The sequence below is a fragment of the Bacillus sp. FSL P4-0290 genome (genome assembly GCF_037975435.1).
In the GTDB taxonomy this organism is placed as follows: domain Bacteria; phylum Bacillota; class Bacilli; order Bacillales; family Bacillaceae; genus Bacillus; species Bacillus subtilis.
In genome coordinates this window covers 3,759,473-3,775,674 of sequence record NZ_CP150253.1, presented here as the reverse complement: position 1 = coordinate 3,775,674, position 16,202 = coordinate 3,759,473, and the positions used below count along the sequence as shown (strand labels likewise).

At 44.0% G+C, this 16,202-nt stretch carries 19 protein-coding genes; 18 read left to right on the top strand and 1 reads right to left on the bottom strand.

The window, feature by feature from the left end:
* Positions 1–72 precede the first annotated feature (72 nt).
* The 6 genes from atpF (at position 73) to MKY10_RS19755 (ending at position 5,461) form a co-directional block, all read left to right on the top strand.
* Positions 73–585: a F0F1 ATP synthase subunit B gene (gene atpF / locus MKY10_RS19780; RefSeq protein ID WP_003244051.1), complete on the top strand. Its 513-nt coding sequence runs from the start codon at positions 73–75 to the stop codon at positions 583–585.
* Complete coding sequence (locus tag MKY10_RS19775) at positions 582–1,127, top strand: F0F1 ATP synthase subunit delta (protein ID WP_003243176.1); 546 nt, start codon at positions 582–584, stop codon at positions 1,125–1,127. Before atpF ends, MKY10_RS19775 begins: the two co-directional genes overlap by 4 nt.
* Before the next feature lie 16 nt (positions 1,128–1,143).
* Complete coding sequence (gene atpA / locus MKY10_RS19770) at positions 1,144–2,652, top strand: F0F1 ATP synthase subunit alpha (protein ID WP_014481186.1); 1,509 nt, start codon at positions 1,144–1,146, stop codon at positions 2,650–2,652.
* Positions 2,653–2,728: 76 nt separating this feature from the next.
* The gene (gene atpG, locus MKY10_RS19765) at positions 2,729–3,592 is read left to right on the top strand and encodes an ATP synthase F1 subunit gamma (protein WP_014481185.1); all 864 of its coding nucleotides are present in this window, start codon (positions 2,729–2,731) and stop codon (positions 3,590–3,592) included.
* Positions 3,593–3,617: 25 nt separating this feature from the next.
* A complete protein-coding gene (atpD, locus tag MKY10_RS19760) occupies positions 3,618–5,039 on the top strand; it encodes a F0F1 ATP synthase subunit beta (protein WP_003227686.1) in 1,422 nt (473 codons plus the stop codon).
* Positions 5,040–5,062: 23 nt separating this feature from the next.
* Positions 5,063–5,461: a F0F1 ATP synthase subunit epsilon gene (locus MKY10_RS19755; RefSeq protein WP_021480810.1), complete on the top strand. Its 399-nt coding sequence runs from the start codon at positions 5,063–5,065 to the stop codon at positions 5,459–5,461.
* Positions 5,462–5,494: 33 nt separating this feature from the next.
* Here the strand turns inward: MKY10_RS19755 and MKY10_RS19750 are convergent, their stop codons facing one another.
* Positions 5,495–5,968: a hypothetical protein gene (locus MKY10_RS19750; protein ID WP_086344421.1), complete on the bottom strand. Its 474-nt coding sequence runs from the start codon at positions 5,966–5,968 to the stop codon at positions 5,495–5,497.
* A 169-nt stretch (positions 5,969–6,137) separates the two neighbouring features.
* On the opposite strand from MKY10_RS19750, the gene MKY10_RS19745 reads away from it, so the two are divergent.
* The 12 genes from MKY10_RS19745 to MKY10_RS19690 all read left to right on the top strand — a co-directional run bounded on the left by MKY10_RS19745 (position 6,138) and on the right by MKY10_RS19690 (position 16,171).
* Positions 6,138–6,368 carry a DUF1146 family protein gene (locus MKY10_RS19745; protein WP_003227691.1) on the top strand — a complete coding sequence of 77 codons (231 nt, stop codon included), beginning with the start codon at positions 6,138–6,140 and terminating at the stop codon, positions 6,366–6,368.
* Between the two features lie 134 nt (positions 6,369–6,502).
* The gene (locus MKY10_RS19740) at positions 6,503–7,243 is read left to right on the top strand and encodes a YwmB family TATA-box binding protein (RefSeq protein WP_015483817.1); all 741 of its coding nucleotides are present in this window, start codon (positions 6,503–6,505) and stop codon (positions 7,241–7,243) included.
* Between the two features lie 33 nt (positions 7,244–7,276).
* Positions 7,277–8,587, top strand: coding sequence for a UDP-N-acetylglucosamine 1-carboxyvinyltransferase (gene murA / locus MKY10_RS19735; RefSeq protein WP_003227695.1), 1,311 nt, complete (start codon positions 7,277–7,279; stop codon positions 8,585–8,587).
* Positions 8,588–8,782: 195 nt separating this feature from the next.
* On the top strand, positions 8,783–9,814 hold the full coding sequence (spoIID, locus tag MKY10_RS19730) for a stage II sporulation protein D (protein WP_014478250.1): 1,032 nt from the start codon (positions 8,783–8,785) through the stop codon (positions 9,812–9,814).
* 385 nt (positions 9,815–10,199) lie between these two features.
* On the top strand, positions 10,200–10,883 hold the full coding sequence (locus tag MKY10_RS19725) for a VWA domain-containing protein (protein WP_003227700.1): 684 nt from the start codon (positions 10,200–10,202) through the stop codon (positions 10,881–10,883).
* 130 nt (positions 10,884–11,013) lie between these two features.
* A complete protein-coding gene (locus MKY10_RS19720) occupies positions 11,014–11,154 on the top strand; it encodes a hypothetical protein (RefSeq protein WP_014478246.1) in 141 nt (46 codons plus the stop codon).
* Positions 11,155–11,206: 52 nt separating this feature from the next.
* A complete protein-coding gene (locus MKY10_RS19715) occupies positions 11,207–11,881 on the top strand; it encodes a VWA domain-containing protein (RefSeq protein WP_003243553.1) in 675 nt (224 codons plus the stop codon).
* A 94-nt stretch (positions 11,882–11,975) separates the two neighbouring features.
* The gene (locus MKY10_RS19710) at positions 11,976–12,137 is read left to right on the top strand and encodes a hypothetical protein (protein ID WP_015714865.1); all 162 of its coding nucleotides are present in this window, start codon (positions 11,976–11,978) and stop codon (positions 12,135–12,137) included.
* Positions 12,138–12,382: 245 nt separating this feature from the next.
* Positions 12,383–13,171: a formate dehydrogenase accessory sulfurtransferase FdhD gene (fdhD, locus tag MKY10_RS19705; RefSeq protein ID WP_015714864.1), complete on the top strand. Its 789-nt coding sequence runs from the start codon at positions 12,383–12,385 to the stop codon at positions 13,169–13,171.
* Between the two features lie 15 nt (positions 13,172–13,186).
* Positions 13,187–14,212, top strand: a complete 1,026-nt coding sequence (moaA, locus tag MKY10_RS19700; protein WP_003243488.1) for a GTP 3',8-cyclase MoaA — start codon at positions 13,187–13,189, stop codon at positions 14,210–14,212.
* Between the two features lie 191 nt (positions 14,213–14,403).
* Positions 14,404–15,537 carry a response regulator aspartate phosphatase RapB gene (gene rapB / locus MKY10_RS19695; RefSeq protein ID WP_015251020.1) on the top strand — a complete coding sequence of 378 codons (1,134 nt, stop codon included), beginning with the start codon at positions 14,404–14,406 and terminating at the stop codon, positions 15,535–15,537.
* A 154-nt stretch (positions 15,538–15,691) separates the two neighbouring features.
* Complete coding sequence (locus MKY10_RS19690; protein ID WP_003244390.1) at positions 15,692–16,171, top strand: hypothetical protein; 480 nt, start codon at positions 15,692–15,694, stop codon at positions 16,169–16,171.
* Positions 16,172–16,202 lie beyond the last annotated feature (31 nt).

Here is a 16,202-nt window from a genome sequence, read left to right as displayed (position 1 = left end):
CCGGCTGAAAAGAGACAAGTGCGGCTGCTGGATCAGCAAAGAAAAACCTGCAGAAGGGAGTTGCCGTAGTAGATGTCTCAATTACCACTTGAACTAGGATTGTCGTTTAACGGCGGAGATATCCTGTTCCAACTGTTAGCTATGTTAATCTTATTAGCGCTTCTGAAGAAATACGCTTTAGGGCCGCTATTAAACATAATGAAACAGCGTGAAGACCACATCGCTGGAGAAATTACGTCTGCTGAAGAAAAAAATAAAGAAGCGCAGCAGCTGATTGAAGAGCAGCGCGTTCTTTTAAAAGAAGCAAGACAGGAATCCCAAACTCTTATCGAAAACGCAAAGAAACTGGGAGAGAAGCAAAAAGAAGAGATTATTCAGGCTGCACGTGCAGAATCTGAACGTCTGAAAGAAGCAGCAAGAACTGAAATCGTGAAGGAAAAAGAACAGGCGGTTTCTGCTCTCCGTGAGCAAGTAGCGTCTCTTTCTGTCATGATTGCGTCGAAAGTGATCGAAAAAGAACTGGATGAACAAGCGCAAGAGAAATTGATCCAGGACTATCTTAAAGAGGTAGGAGAAAGCCGATGAGTGGATCAGCTGTCTCTAAACGATATGCATCAGCTCTTTTTGATATAGCCAATGAGTCCGCTCAGCTGAATCAAGTAGAAGAAGAGCTAATTGTTGTAAAACAAGTATTTCAAAATGAAAAAGCGCTTAATGATGTGTTGAACCATCCGAAGGTGCCGGCTGCGAAGAAAAAAGAGCTGATTCAAAATGCATTTGGCTCTTTGTCACAGTCCGTACTCAATACGATTTTTCTTTTGATTGACCGCCATCGTGCCGCGATTGTCCCTGAGCTCACAGATGAGTTTATCAAACTCGCAAATGTGGCCCGTCAAACAGAAGACGCAATCGTATATTCAGTGAAACCGCTGACGGATGCAGAAATGTTACCATTATCACAAGTGTTTGCAAAAAAAGCCGGAGTCGCTTCACTGAGAATCAGAAATGAAGTGCAGACGGATTTAATAGGCGGCATTAAAGTCCGCATTGGAAACCGGATTTATGACGGCAGCGTAAGCGGGAAGCTTCAGCGCATCGAACGTCAATTAGCCGGGGAAAATCGATAGAAGGGGTGAAACCTAAGTGAGCATCAAAGCTGAAGAGATTAGCACGCTGATAAAACAGCAAATACAAAATTATCAATCTGATATTGAAGTTCAAGACGTAGGTACAGTCATCCAAGTCGGTGACGGTATTGCACGTGTGCACGGCCTTGACAACTGTATGGCCGGTGAACTTGTCGAATTTTCAAACGGTGTTTTGGGTATGGCTCAAAACCTTGAAGAATCAAACGTAGGTATCGTCATCTTAGGACCTTTCAGTGAGATCCGTGAGGGAGACGAAGTAAAAAGAACAGGTCGCATCATGGAGGTTCCTGTTGGTGAAGAGTTAATCGGCCGTATTGTAAACCCGCTAGGCCAGCCGGTAGACGGACTTGGCCCGATCCTTACAAGCAAAACTCGTCCGATTGAAAGCCCTGCACCAGGCGTTATGGACCGTAAATCCGTTCATGAACCGCTTCAAACCGGTATCAAAGCGATCGATGCACTGATTCCAATCGGCCGCGGCCAGCGTGAGCTGATCATCGGTGACCGTCAAACAGGTAAAACATCTGTTGCGATCGATGCGATCCTGAACCAAAAAGACCAAGACATGATCTGCGTATATGTTGCGATCGGCCAAAAAGAATCAACAGTCCGCGGCGTAGTAGAAACATTGCGTAAACACGGCGCGCTTGATTATACAATTGTTGTAACGGCGTCTGCCTCACAGCCGGCACCGCTTCTGTACCTGGCACCGTATGCTGGGGTTACAATGGCAGAAGAATTTATGTACAGCGGCAAGCACGTTCTTGTTGTATACGATGATCTTTCTAAACAAGCGGCCGCTTACCGTGAGCTGTCCTTGCTTCTTCGCCGTCCGCCAGGCCGTGAAGCGTTCCCTGGGGATGTATTCTATCTTCATTCCCGTCTGCTTGAGCGTGCAGCAAAGCTTAGCGACGCGAAAGGCGCAGGATCAATTACAGCTCTGCCGTTCGTAGAAACACAAGCCGGAGATATCTCTGCTTATATTCCGACGAACGTCATTTCCATCACCGACGGACAGATCTTCCTGCAATCTGATTTGTTCTTCTCAGGCGTACGTCCAGCGATCAATGCCGGATTGTCTGTATCCCGCGTCGGCGGCTCAGCGCAAATCAAAGCGATGAAAAAAGTATCAGGTACTTTGCGTCTTGACCTTGCGTCATACCGTGAGCTGGAAGCATTCGCTCAATTCGGTTCTGACCTCGACCAAGCGACTCAGGCAAAACTGAACCGCGGTGCGCGTACAGTTGAAGTGCTGAAGCAGGATCTGAACAAGCCGCTTCCGGTTGAAAAGCAAGTAGCCATTCTTTATGCGCTGACAAAAGGATATCTCGATGATATTCCTGTGGCGGATATCAGACGTTTTGAAGAAGAGTACTACATGTACCTTGACCAAAACCATAAAGACCTGCTTGACGGAATTGCGAAAACAGGAAACCTTCCTGCTGATGAAGACTTCAATGCTGCAATCGAAGGCTTCAAACGCACATTTGCACCAAGCAACTAACTCGAATGCTGATGAGAGAAAAAGGTTCTCTTTTTCTCTCTTTTTACGCAGATGAAGAGAAAAGGTGGTGAAATCTTTGGCCTCATTACGCGATATTAAGTCAAGGATCACGTCAACGAAAAAAACAAGTCAGATTACAAAAGCCATGCAGATGGTATCTGCGGCTAAGCTGAATCGTGCTGAAAACAATGCAAAATCATTTGTGCCATATATGGATAAAATCCAAGAGGTTGTGTCAAACGTCGGAAGAGTTTCCGGCAACGTGAAGCACCCGATGCTTCTCAGCAGAGAAGTGAAAAAAACGGCATACCTTGTCATTACGTCTGACCGCGGTCTTGCCGGCGCTTTTAACAGTTCGGTTTTACGGAATGCTTATCAGGCCATGCAAGAACGTCATCAGTCTAAGGATGAGTATGCGGTGATTGCCATCGGAAGAGTGGGCCGTGATTTCTTTAAGAAACGGGAGATTCCGATCATTTCCGAGTTAACAGGACTTGGGGATGAAGTGACGTTTACAGAAATTAAAGATCTTGCCCGTCAAACGATCCAAATGTTTATAGACGGTGCGTTTGATGAATTGCACCTTGTTTATAACCATTTTGTCAGCGCCATTACTCAAGAAGTAACGGAGAAAAAACTTCTGCCGTTATCTGATTTGGGCAGCGGCGGCGGAAAAAGAACGGCGTCTTATGAATTTGAACCATCTGAAGAGGAGGTTCTGGAGGTTTTGCTTCCTCAATATGCAGAAAGCTTAATCTTCGGTGCGCTTCTTGACAGTAAAGCAAGTGAGCACGCTGCAAGAATGACGGCGATGAAAAACGCGACAGACAACGCGAAGGAACTTATCGATTCACTTTCGCTTTCTTACAACCGCGCTCGCCAAGCAGCCATCACACAAGAAATTACGGAAATTGTCGGCGGAGCAGCCGCTTTAGAATAGAAAGATTTTGTCAGGAGGGATAGCGATGAAGAAAGGACGCGTTAGCCAGGTATTAGGACCGGTCGTCGACGTGCGTTTTGAAGACGGTCACTTGCCTGAAATTTATAATGCGATTAAAATTTCACAGCCAGCTGCAAGTGAAAACGAAGTAGGTATTGATTTAACGCTTGAGGTCGCTCTTCATTTAGGTGATGATACAGTCCGTACAATCGCAATGGCATCTACAGATGGTGTTCAGCGCGGTATGGAAGCTGTAGATACAGGAGCGCCAATCTCAGTACCGGTTGGTGATGTAACACTTGGACGTGTATTTAACGTTCTCGGAGAAAATATTGATTTGAATGAGCCGGTTCCTGCGGATGCGAAAAAGGATCCGATTCACAGACAGGCGCCTTCATTCGATCAGCTTTCAACAGAAGTTGAAATTCTTGAAACAGGTATTAAAGTTGTTGATTTGCTTGCTCCTTACATTAAGGGTGGTAAAATCGGATTGTTCGGTGGTGCCGGTGTAGGTAAAACCGTATTAATCCAGGAATTAATCAACAACATCGCGCAAGAGCACGGCGGTATCTCTGTATTCGCCGGCGTAGGAGAGCGTACTCGTGAAGGAAACGACCTTTTCTACGAAATGAGTGACTCTGGCGTAATCAACAAAACAGCCATGGTATTCGGACAAATGAACGAGCCGCCGGGCGCACGTATGCGTGTTGCTTTGACAGGCCTTACAATGGCTGAGCACTTCCGTGATGTACAAGGACAGGACGTACTGTTCTTTATCGATAACATTTTCCGTTTCACACAAGCGGGTTCAGAGGTTTCAGCCCTTCTTGGCCGTATGCCTTCAGCGGTTGGTTATCAGCCGACGCTTGCAACTGAGATGGGTCAGCTCCAAGAGCGTATCACGTCTACGAACGTTGGATCAGTTACATCTATCCAGGCGATCTACGTGCCTGCCGATGACTACACTGACCCGGCGCCGGCGACAACGTTCGCTCACTTGGATGCGACAACAAACCTTGAGCGTAAATTAACTGAAATGGGTATTTACCCTGCGGTTGATCCGTTGGCATCTACATCACGCGCCCTTGCTCCTGAAATTGTCGGAGAAGAGCATTATGCAGTTGCGCGTGAAGTACAGTCAACGCTTCAGCGTTACAAAGAGCTTCAAGATATCATTGCGATTCTCGGTATGGATGAACTAGGCGAGGAAGACAAACTTGTCGTTCACCGCGCACGCCGTATCCAGTTCTTCCTTTCTCAGAACTTCCACGTGGCTGAACAGTTCACTGGACAAAAAGGTTCTTACGTGCCTGTAAAAGAGACGGTACAAGGCTTCAAAGAAATCTTAGCCGGTAAATACGACCATCTTCCAGAAGATGCGTTCCGTCTTGTAGGCCGTATCGAAGAAGTTGTTGAGAAAGCAAAAGAAATGGGTGTAGAAGTTTAATCTGGTCCTAGGAGGGTAAAAGCATGAAGACCGTTAAAGTCAATATCGTTACTCCCGACGGCCCAGTATACGATGCGGATATCGAAATGGTGAGTGTGAGAGCCGAAAGCGGCGATCTCGGTATTTTGCCAGGCCATATTCCAACCGTGGCTCCTCTTAAAATCGGCGCTGTCCGTCTGAAAAAAGACGGGCAGACTGAAATGGTTGCCGTCAGCGGCGGATTTGTCGAAGTCCGTCCTGATCAGGTCACCATCCTTGCCCAGGCTGCCGAGACAGCAGAAGGCATCGATAAAGAGCGCGCTGAAGCTGCACGCCAGCGGGCGCAGGAGCGTTTGAATACTCAATCAGATGATACTGACATTCGTCGGGCTGAGCTTGCGTTACAGCGGGCTTTGAACAGATTGGATGTAGCAGGGAAATAAGAAAAAATCCTTCTCTTTATGAGAAGGATTTTTTTATGAACGAACAAGAGAATCAAACAGCGACAGCAGCGGGCGATCCTCTTTTTGGCGCAGGTATAAACTATCACAGGCATTCATTGTATGCCACGATTTGCGATGTCTTCTAAAGCCAAGTGTATAAGCGCCGTCTTTATAGGGATAAGGTTTTACAACCCATTCAGCATCTTCATGGCGGGCAATCACGCAATCTATAAGATAAACACTGATCATTTTCTCGAATTCTTCAATAGGAAGATTCCAATCAGCAAGCAAAAGCTCTTGTATACTTTGAAAATAGAGGTTTTCAAGCTCTTCAAGGCTTTCTCTCGTATAGGTAAGAGAAATGTTAAAAAACTGACACAATTCATTCAGTTCTTCAATCTGTGACTGTCTATAATCATAATAGAATGCAATTGCTTCCCATTCCTGATCAAAAATTGGCAGGTCCTCACCATATTGCTTTTCAGGCTGAAAAAAAGAATGATTCACATTTGCCAGCTCCTTTCCAATAAAGTATACCATGTAAAAGAATCGCACTTTAAGCGGGGATTAGCCCTAGATTTGGCTGATTATTCCGTTCTGTATAAAATGTATCATCTTTATCTGTGCTTCTTATATAATAAGAAAGGGTATGAACGCAGAGAAAGGAGTGTAATAGATGAGTGTATTGGGACAGCAGGCTGCAATCGGCATTGTCGTTCACCTGATTTTTATAGCAGTGACTTGGTGGGCGTTGCAAGCCGTCAATATAGATCCGTTAATCAAAAAAGGCAAAGTCGTGCAGGCTAGACTCCTGATGATTTTGCTGACAATTGCCATTGGAACGGCCGTTGCTAATTTCTTTTTAGATTATCTCAATTATTCACAGCAGCTTCCCTATCTATTTTAATAGGTTTTGAACATTATTATCATTAAATGGTTGGGAGAAGCGGGTTGAAGCGAATAGCTCGAGTTTTGACGAAGATTTTTACGTATGGCGCCTCTTGCCTCCGGTAAAACTGGGGATAAGGGGGAGAGATGAACATGAAGAAAAAACAAGTAAGCCACGCTATTATCATTTCCGTCATGTTAAGCTTCGTCATTGCTGTTTTCCATACCATCCATGCGAGTGAATTAACGCCGTTAGCACAAATGGCAGAGGGGATGGAACGCCAAGATGTGTCAATAGATAAGTGGACATTGCATGCAAAACAAAACATGTCACTGACCGAAAAAGAATTTTATCAAAAAGTGCAACGTTTAAAATCAGAGTATCGTCAATATGATTGGGTGATTGCACGGGAAGATAAAATGATAAAGGCAATTGGCACATATACTGACAAAAAAAATCGTACTTCTTTTAGACTGCAGCTTGTCACAACCCTCAAAAAACACAATCCAACTTCGTATTTATTATATGAGCAAATGAGTCTAGAGACACCGGATAGCTGGAATGATACATATGAACAGTTTGAACGGGAGACACTTGGGATATTCCAAGAAAAAGTAGTTATTTTTACTTGTCTAAATGGTCACTTAGATGATAATATGAATATTGTTTTGCAAAAAAAAGCAAATCAGTTATTAAATGAATTTCAAGCAAGATCAGTAGAACATGTAGTTGAGCCAAATTTCGTTTCTATTTCTGCGTTTACAGATGAGTGGGAAGAGTACATTATGACCTCGAAACATAAAATGAATTTGCAAATTGCACTTAGAAGTGCAGGAATGGGCGGAAAACATACCGTTACGGTTGGCACACCAATCGTTACGACTGAATATTAATATAGAGAATTTAGGGACGCGGAGGGGAATACCTTGGAAAAAATCATCGTCCGCGGCGGTCAGAAGTTAAACGGCACAGTCAAAGTTGAAGGCGCTAAAAATGCCGTTTTACCTGTTATCGCTGCATCTTTATTAGCAAGTGAAGAAAAAAGCGTAATTTGTGATGTACCTACGCTCTCCGATGTATATACAATTAACGAAGTGTTGCGTCATTTAGGAGCAGATGTGCATTTTGAAAATAATGAAGTGACTGTAAATGCTTCATACGCTTTGCAAACTGAAGCACCTTTTGAATATGTTCGTAAAATGCGTGCGTCTGTGCTTGTCATGGGGCCGCTTCTTGCGCGTACAGGTCATGCAAGAGTTGCACTTCCGGGCGGATGCGCAATTGGTTCCAGACCGATTGATCAGCATTTAAAAGGTTTTGAAGCAATGGGCGCAGAAATCAAAGTCGGTAATGGCTTCATTGAAGCTGAAGTAAAAGGCCGACTGCAAGGCGCAAAAATTTATCTGGACTTCCCAAGTGTAGGAGCTACAGAGAACCTGATTATGGCAGCCGCTCTAGCTGAAGGAACAACTACGCTGGAAAACGTGGCAAAAGAACCCGAAATCGTTGATTTAGCAAACTATATCAACGGCATGGGCGGAAAAATCCGCGGAGCTGGCACCGGCACCATCAAAATTGAAGGAGTCGAAAAGCTTCACGGCGTAAAACACCATATTATTCCTGACCGCATTGAAGCGGGCACATTTATGGTTGCTGCTGCAATCACTGAAGGAAACGTATTAGTAAAAGGAGCGGTTCCTGAACACCTCACCTCTTTAATTGCAAAAATGGAAGAGATGGGTGTAACAATTAAGGATGAAGGTGAAGGTCTGCGTGTCATCGGCCCGAAAGAACTTAAACCGATTGACATCAAAACAATGCCTCACCCGGGCTTCCCGACTGATATGCAGTCACAAATGATGGCGCTTCTGCTTCGTGCAAGCGGCACAAGCATGATTACAGAAACCGTTTTTGAAAACCGTTTTATGCATGCGGAAGAATTCCGCCGTATGAATGGTGATATCAAGATTGAAGGACGTTCTGTCATCATTAACGGTCCTGTACAGCTTCAGGGAGCTGAAGTTGCAGCGACTGATTTGCGTGCAGGTGCAGCGCTGATTCTTGCGGGGTTAGTGGCTGAAGGTCACACACGTGTTACTGAATTGAAGCACTTAGACCGCGGTTACGTTGATTTCCATCAGAAGCTTGCCGCTCTGGGCGCAGACATCGAACGTGTAAATGATGAGTCTGCTTCTGAGCAAGAGAATAAAGAAGTCGTTTCTGACTTAAATGCATAAACTTACTTGAAAATCAGTATGTCACTCTGGCATACTGGTTTTTTATTTTTTGTGTATTATCATCATTATGCGCAAAATAGCAAAAAAGAATACGTAAATGACAAATAAAGTTTCTGTCCAAAACGAGAGTCATATTAGCTTGTCCCTGCCCATAGACTAGACTAGAGTCGAATCCCGAGCAGGAGGCAGCTGAATATGAAACAATTCGCAATCACACTATCCGTACTATGTGCATTGATTCTCTTGGTTCCCACACTCTTGGTTATACCATTCCAGCATAATAAGGAAGCCGGGGCCAGCGTAGAATCAGAAAAGACAGCAGTCAGCACGAAACCAGCATCGAAAGGAGCAGAAACATTGAAAGCATCACCTGTTTCTATTCCCGTCTATCGAACCGCAAATCAATCCGTAGAAAACATTCCGCTTGAAGAGTATGTGATTGGAGTCGTCGCCTCCGAAATGCCGGCAACCTTTGAATCTGAAGCACTGAAAGCCCAGGCCCTCGCCGCCAGAACATTTATTGTCAGACTGATGGTGTCAAATTCAGCGGTTGAGGCTCCTAAAGGCTCACTGGTGGATGATACACAGATGTTCCAGGTGTATAAAAACAAAGCGGAGCTGAAAAAACAGTGGGGCACAAGCTATGAGACAAAACTGAAGAAAATCACAGCTGCGGTAGCCAGTACGCAAGGCAAAATCTTAACGTACAACAACCAGCCGATTGAAGCCTCCTTTTTCTCCACAAGCAACGGCTACACAGAGAATGCAGAAGCTTATTGGACAAGTGCTATCCCATATTTAAAAAGCGTCAAAAGCCCATGGGATAAAAAGTCTCCGAAATATAAGGCAACGAAAACCTTTACAGCGGCAGAATTTCAGCAAAAGCTTGGCGTCAAGCTGGATGGATCTAGCGCAGTAGGGAAGATTACCGGCGAGACACCGGGCCACCAGGTCGCAACTGCCGTCATTAACGGCAAGACGCTGAAAGGAAGAGACATACGTGAAAAGCTGGGTCTCAACTCCGCCGATTTTGAATGGAAGCGAAATGGAGACACAATTACAGTCACGACGAGAGGATTTGGCCACGGTGTGGGGATGAGCCAATACGGAGCGAATTTTATGGCCAAAGAAGGCAAAACGGTTGATGACATTGTAAAGTACTATTACCAAGGCACACAAATTTCTGAGGCAGATGCGTTTTTGAATAAATATATGGCGAAAAAGTAGAAAAAGACGCTCATTGGGCGTCTTTTTCTGTTCCTGAATATCTTTTATCTAAGAGCAGCTGAAACGGTTTAGAGGAGCTTCTGACCGTCTTTAAGGATCAGTCCTTTTTTCCTGATTTCAGGCTTTGAGATTGTGGTAAAGTCATCCACATTTGTCGACAGACTTCGACAGACTCATATAACGAAAGTCGAAAGGCGGACAATCTTCTCTTTTCATAGGGGCGTTAGGTGGAAATCACTAATAAAAACATAGGTTTCTATGCAAAAGTAAACAACAGCAATGGGGAAGCCCGCCCTATTTATTTCTCGGTTTTTGTTGATTACGATAGATTATGTTCAGCGTTGAACATCTGCACGCAGAAACAAATTGGTAAAGGGGTACGAACATGAAGAAAAGATTTTCACTGATCATGATGACAGGATTGCTTTTTGGATTAACTTCACCTGCTTTTGCAGCTGAAAAGACAGAAACGGAGGCTAAAGCGCCGGCGAACGTGGCGGTCTTGCTTGATGCCAGCGGAAGTATGGCGAAAAGAATAGACGGTGTCTCTAAATTTAATTCAGCCAAAAAAGAAATTTCAAAGTTTGCGAGCTCACTGCCAGAAGGAACTCAGGTGAAAATGAGCGTGTTTGGCTCTGAAGGAAACAATAAAAATTCCGGAAAAGTTCAGTCATGTGAAGCCATTCGCAACGTATACGGCTTCCAAAGCTTTAATGAGCAAAGCTTCCTCAATTCTCTCAATACAATTGGGCCGACTGGCTGGACGCCAATTGCCAAAGCGCTGAACGAGGCGAAATCTTCTTTTGACCAGCTTGATGCAAAAGGGGAAAAAGTGGTGTATCTGTTGACAGACGGTGAGGAAACGTGCGGAGGAAACCCGATTAAAACAGCAAAGGAACTGCAAAAAGACAATATCACTGTTAATGTGATCGGCTTTGATTATAAAGAGGGATACAAAGGCCAGCTGAACGCAATTGCGAAAGTAGGCGGCGGTGAATACTTCCCGGCTTATACCCAAAAAGATGTTGAGAAAATTTTCACTCAGCAATCACTAATGTTATCTAAATAAGAAAAAAGAGGCTGGTGATGGTCAGCCTCTTTTTGTATGTAACAAAAACTTCAAAACTAATTAGCTATCTGCCTGTAGCATAGTAGCAGATTTCCGTTTTTCTGTCATAATCAAGGCGAAAAAAGAATGAATGATCACACAATCTGTTTATGCTTTCTGGGCGGAAATGGCTAAAAATGAACGGCATTTCAAGCGATTTTGGACAGATCGTGAAAGCAGCACAAAAGGCAGCATGTCCTATATCTTTTTGCATTTTCGTATTCTAGCATAAAGAAGAATCCAACATATAGTTGGAAAATATGAAAAAGAAAGGAAGTAATTATATGAAAAAATTGCTGGCTGCCGGTATCATTGGATTGTTGACTGTTTCCATTGCCTCCCCGTCTTTTGCCGCTGAGAAACAGGCTGATACAAATGTAGCTGTTTTGTTTGATGGAAGCGGAAGCATGGTTCAAAAAACAGGAGGAGAGCGCAAAATAGACATTGCCAAAAAATCAGTAAAATCTTTTGCCGAACTTCTTCCAAAGGATACAAATCTTATGCTTCGCGTTTTCGGGCATGCAGGGAACAATAAACTGTCCGGTAAAGCCCTTTCGTGCAGTACAACGGAAACCATTTACGGCCTTCATCCATATGAAGGGTCTCTGTTTGACAATTCATTGAGTGAGCTCAAGCCGACTGGATGGACACCGATAGCCAAAGCACTTGCAGACACAAGAAAAGAATTTGAAGCATTTGACGCAGACGGGAAAAACGTGGTGTATTTAATCACTGACGGTGAAGAAACGTGCGGCGGAGACCCTGCGGCAGAAATCGAAAAGCTCCGTGCATCAAATGTGGATACGATTGTAAACATCATTGGCTTCAACTTTGATGTCAAGGGTAATGAAGAGATGAAACAAGCAGCTGTCGCTGGCGGCGGAGAATATATTTCAGCGAACAGTGCGGATGAGTTCGAACAGGCTTGGGAAAAAGAAGCACAAAAATTTACTGAGTAAGGAACCTAAAAATCAGGCGCTCCCCCAGGCGCCTTTTTTTATTGGTTTAAAAACAGTTTGGGCGGGAATGATACCCTAAAAAGGGGTTGAACATATGAAATTATTCGGAATGATTTTTCTTATAGCCACCGTTGCATTTATATTGCTTGGTGTTCTTCTAAAACTGGCAGCCTTCTTTTTTGTCAGCATTCTCACCTTGATCGCAGCTGTTGTGCTGTTTACGGTTCTGAAAAAGAATCAGCATAATCAACCATAGAGTCCTTTATACAGAGGTGTCTCAGCGTGTCGACAAACCCCGCGTTCGTTGTCAATGCACATAGGTGCTCACGTGTTAAAAAAGGAACGGCAGCTAAATGCTTAGGCGCCCTGCCAAAACACCGCCGTCATCACATCCTGTGAAAGCCCTTTATATAGAGGGCTCTTTTTGTGTCTCAGAATTCGACAAAATCCGAGGAGTGTGAAAAAATATAAAGGCAGGAACATTGCGGAGGGGAAGAGACATTGAACGATAAAGTAACTGCGGTCAGGGATGTATGGCGCTATGAACAAGGGGAAATAAGGAAAGTAGAAGACCGGATGGTGACGGAATTCCCTTTGACAGTGATACTGAATGGCAGTGAATTTGTGACGCTCGTTTGTACGCCTGAGCATATCGAAGAGCTTGTCATCGGATTTCTCGCATCAGAGGGTGTTATACGATTTCAAAAAGAAATTAAAAGGTTTACAATAGATGAAAGTCTCGGTTTTGTATATGTCGACCTCGTTCACCCTGAGACATTGGATCAAAAGGATTATACGAAACGGGTGATCGGCTCATGCTGCGGAAAGGGCCGTCATTTTTATTTTCAGCAGGATGTCAAAACAGCCAAGACGGCTGTCAGCCAAATCAAGATATCGCCTGAGGCATGTTTGGCGCTTATGAAAGACATGCAGCAAGGGAGCGGGACGTTTCAGGATACGGGAGGCGTCCATAATGCGGCGCTTTGCGACACAGAGAAGCTTCTGTTGATGCGCACCGATATCGGTCGGCACAACGCACTTGATAAACTATACGGACACTGCCTTCTAAACGGGATGTCCGTACGCGACAAACTGATTGTGTTCAGCGGCAGAATCTCATCAGAGGTCCTGTTAAAAGCGGCCAAAATCGGCGTGTCGATTGTCATTTCCAAATCGGCCCCGACGGAGCTTGCCATTCAAATGGCTGAAGAATTGAATATCACAGCGATTGGATTTGTCAGAAACGGATCATTTAATGTATATACACACCCTGAGAGAATCAGGGGATAGGAAGGGGCTGTAGCTATGATTACAGAGTCGCGTCAGATGTTGGATAAAAGAAACAGACCGCTGAGAGACCTTCGCATTTCTGTTACAGACCGCTGCAACTTCCGATGCACGTACTGTATGCCCGCCGAATTATTCGGCCCGGATTATCCTTTTTTAAAGAAAGAGGAGCTGCTTTCATTTGAGGAGCTGGAACGGCTTGCGACATTGTTTGTCACAAGATTTGGCGTTGAAAAAATCCGCTTGACCGGCGGAGAGCCCCTCATGAGAAAGGATATGCCGGAATTAATCAAAAAACTGGCCCGCATACCGGGTATTCGTGACATCGCGATGACGACAAACGGATCACTGCTGCCTGTTTATGCTAAGAGGCTCAAGGAGGCTGGGCTGAAAAGGGTTACGATCAGCCTTGATTCTTTAGAAGACGAGCGTTTTAAGAAGATAAACGGGCGCGGTGTTTCTGTCAGCAAGGTGCTGGAAGGCATTGAAGCGGCGAAGCAAGCGGGGCTCGGTGTTAAAATCAATATGGTCGTTCAAAAGGGCGTCAATGAAAAAGATATACTGCCTATGGCCCGTTATTTTAAAGAAAAAGGGCATATCCTGAGATTCATTGAATTTATGGACGTAGGCAACACCAACCAATGGGAAAAGAAAGACGTCATGACAAAGGCGGAAATCATAGATTTGATCAATAAACACATGCCGGTTGAGCCGATAGCGCCTAATTATATAGGCGAAGTGGCTTCCAGATTCCGCTACTTGGACGGCTCCGGAGAAATTGGCGTCATATCATCTGTATCTGATGCATTCTGCGGATCTTGCAACAGAGCCCGTCTTTCTGCGAGAGGAGAGCTGTTTACCTGCTTATTCGCTTCAAGCGGATTTGACCTCAGAGCTCCGGTTCGCCAGGAATTAAGTGATGACGAACTATCAGAAATGATCGGGACAGTATGGAAAAATCGGATCGATCAGTATTCAGTCGATCGTACGCTATCAAAAGCATCTGGCAAAAAGAAAGTGGAAATGTCTTATATTGGCGGTTAATTTGAAGTCAAAAGCTTATCGGCACTGTCCGGTAAGCTTTTTTATTAGAATCCGAGTGCAAAAAATACGTAGAAAAACCGAAATATATAAGGATAGGCATAAAGAAGGAATCATTGTAAGAAAATTTAATTCCAAAGCCATACATTATGATAAAATATAACCAATTAGAAAATAGAAAGGGTTGGAGGGGCATGGCCGCGTACGAGATCCCGTCATCTCAAGTAGGAGTGAAAATCAATAAGTGGTATAAGCACATTTTAGCATTTCAAGTGGCTGATGCCGTAAAGCTGAAAGAAGAAATTGATCTAGATATCGAACAGATGGAAGAGGATCAGCTGCTTCTCCTGTATTATCAGCTGATCAGCTACCGGCACCAAATTATGCTGGATTATGTAAAGCCTGACCTGCACGAGGAATCTCAGCTTCAATATCGTGAATTAATCAAAACGCTGGAAAGCAATCAGGACAGCATCTCCGGATTATCTGAGTATTATTTTCACTTGTTTAGAGGAATGTACGAATTTGAACAGAACAATTACATCTCGGCTATATCCTTTTATCGGAAAGCTGAGAAGATGCTTGCGTTTGTAGAAGATGAAATTGAAAGAGCGGAATTTCATTTTAAAGTGGCGGAAGTCTTTTATATTATGAAGCAGACGCACTTTTCCATGAACCATGCCGTACAGGCGCTGGAGACGTATAAGGCTCACGATTTTTATAGAGTCAGAAGAATTCAATGCCATTTCGTCATATCAGGAAACTACATTGACTACAGAAATTATGAAAAAGCACTTGAACATTTAGATGACGCGTATCGCCTTGCTTTATTGGAAGGACAGCCCCGTTTAATCGGATCAGCCCTTTATAACATTGGGAATTGCTATGATGACAAGGGGGAGCTGGATCAGGCCGCCGAATACTTTGAAAAAGCGCTTCCTGTCTTCGAGGATTATCAGCTGGAACAGCTTCCAAAAGCGCTCTTCAGCCTGACTCGCGTTCTTTTCAAAAAACAAGATAGCGAAGCCGCGATACGGTACTATGAAAAAGGGATTGCCATTGCCCAAAAACGAAACGACTTCTTCAGTCTGGCAAAATATAAATTTCTGCAGGCATTATATGTGGAATCTGTCAATTTGGATATGATTCAAGAAGTATTTGATTATATGGAAGAAAAGGGCCTGTATGTATATATTGAAGAATTTGCTTTAGATGCTGCCTCTTATTTCAGTCATCGCGAACAATATAAAGAAGCGGTGTATTTTTATGAAAAAGCGGTCAGCATGAGAGAGATGATTCAAAGGAACGATTGCTTATATGAAGTATGAGACAAAACCATCTGCTGGCAGATGGTTTTTTTTATGCAAAAAAAGGGGAGCATCGGAACGTTTATTTCCGGGGAGAACAGGAAAAATCGCTACAGCACTGTTTTTTGAACAAAAACCGTTTTGGGATGCAGATATGCATGTGAGGGGGAATTCAATGTTTGGTTTTAATGATATGGTGAAGTTTCTGTGGTCTTTCCTCATTGTTCTGCCGCTTGTACAGATTATACATGTTTCAGGGCACAGCTTTATGGCTTTTATTTTTGGCGGAAAGGGATCGTTGGATATAGGCATGGGAAAAACGCTGCTTAAAATTGGACCCATACGGTTCAGAACGATTTATTTTATCGATTCTTTTTGCCGGTACGGGGAGTTGAAAATTGACAATCGTTTCTCAAATGCACTCGTGTATGCAGGGGGCTGCTTGTTTAACCTCATCACGATTTTTGCAATCAATCTGCTGATTATACACAGTGTATTAAAGCCGAATGTGTTTTTCTATCAGTTTGTCTATTTTTCTACGTATTATGTGTTTTTTGCCCTGCTGCCGGTCCGATATTCGGAGAAAAAGTCATCAGACGGGCTGGCGATATACAAGGTGCTCCGTTACGGAGAGCGCTACGAAATCGATAAATAACATTAGAATGTTTAATGCCTCTCAGATCGGG

Coding starts and splice junctions, on each gene's coding strand:
- atpF (WP_003244051.1), top strand. CDS start 73: ATGTCTCAATTACCACTTGAACTAGGATTGTCGTTTAACGGCGGAGAT.
- MKY10_RS19775 (WP_003243176.1), top strand. CDS start 582: ATGAGTGGATCAGCTGTCTCTAAACGATATGCATCAGCTCTTTTTGAT.
- atpD (WP_003227686.1), top strand. CDS start 3,618: ATGAAGAAAGGACGCGTTAGCCAGGTATTAGGACCGGTCGTCGACGTG.
- MKY10_RS19755 (WP_021480810.1), top strand. CDS start 5,063: ATGAAGACCGTTAAAGTCAATATCGTTACTCCCGACGGCCCAGTATAC.
- MKY10_RS19745 (WP_003227691.1), top strand. CDS start 6,138: ATGAGTGTATTGGGACAGCAGGCTGCAATCGGCATTGTCGTTCACCTG.
- MKY10_RS19740 (WP_015483817.1), top strand. CDS start 6,503: ATGAAGAAAAAACAAGTAAGCCACGCTATTATCATTTCCGTCATGTTA.
- spoIID (WP_014478250.1), top strand. CDS start 8,783: ATGAAACAATTCGCAATCACACTATCCGTACTATGTGCATTGATTCTC.
- MKY10_RS19725 (WP_003227700.1), top strand. CDS start 10,200: ATGAAGAAAAGATTTTCACTGATCATGATGACAGGATTGCTTTTTGGA.
- MKY10_RS19720 (WP_014478246.1), top strand. CDS start 11,014: ATGATCACACAATCTGTTTATGCTTTCTGGGCGGAAATGGCTAAAAAT.
- MKY10_RS19715 (WP_003243553.1), top strand. CDS start 11,207: ATGAAAAAATTGCTGGCTGCCGGTATCATTGGATTGTTGACTGTTTCC.
- MKY10_RS19710 (WP_015714865.1), top strand. CDS start 11,976: ATGAAATTATTCGGAATGATTTTTCTTATAGCCACCGTTGCATTTATA.
- moaA (WP_003243488.1), top strand. CDS start 13,187: ATGATTACAGAGTCGCGTCAGATGTTGGATAAAAGAAACAGACCGCTG.
- rapB (WP_015251020.1), top strand. CDS start 14,404: ATGGCCGCGTACGAGATCCCGTCATCTCAAGTAGGAGTGAAAATCAAT.
- MKY10_RS19690 (WP_003244390.1), top strand. CDS start 15,692: ATGTTTGGTTTTAATGATATGGTGAAGTTTCTGTGGTCTTTCCTCATT.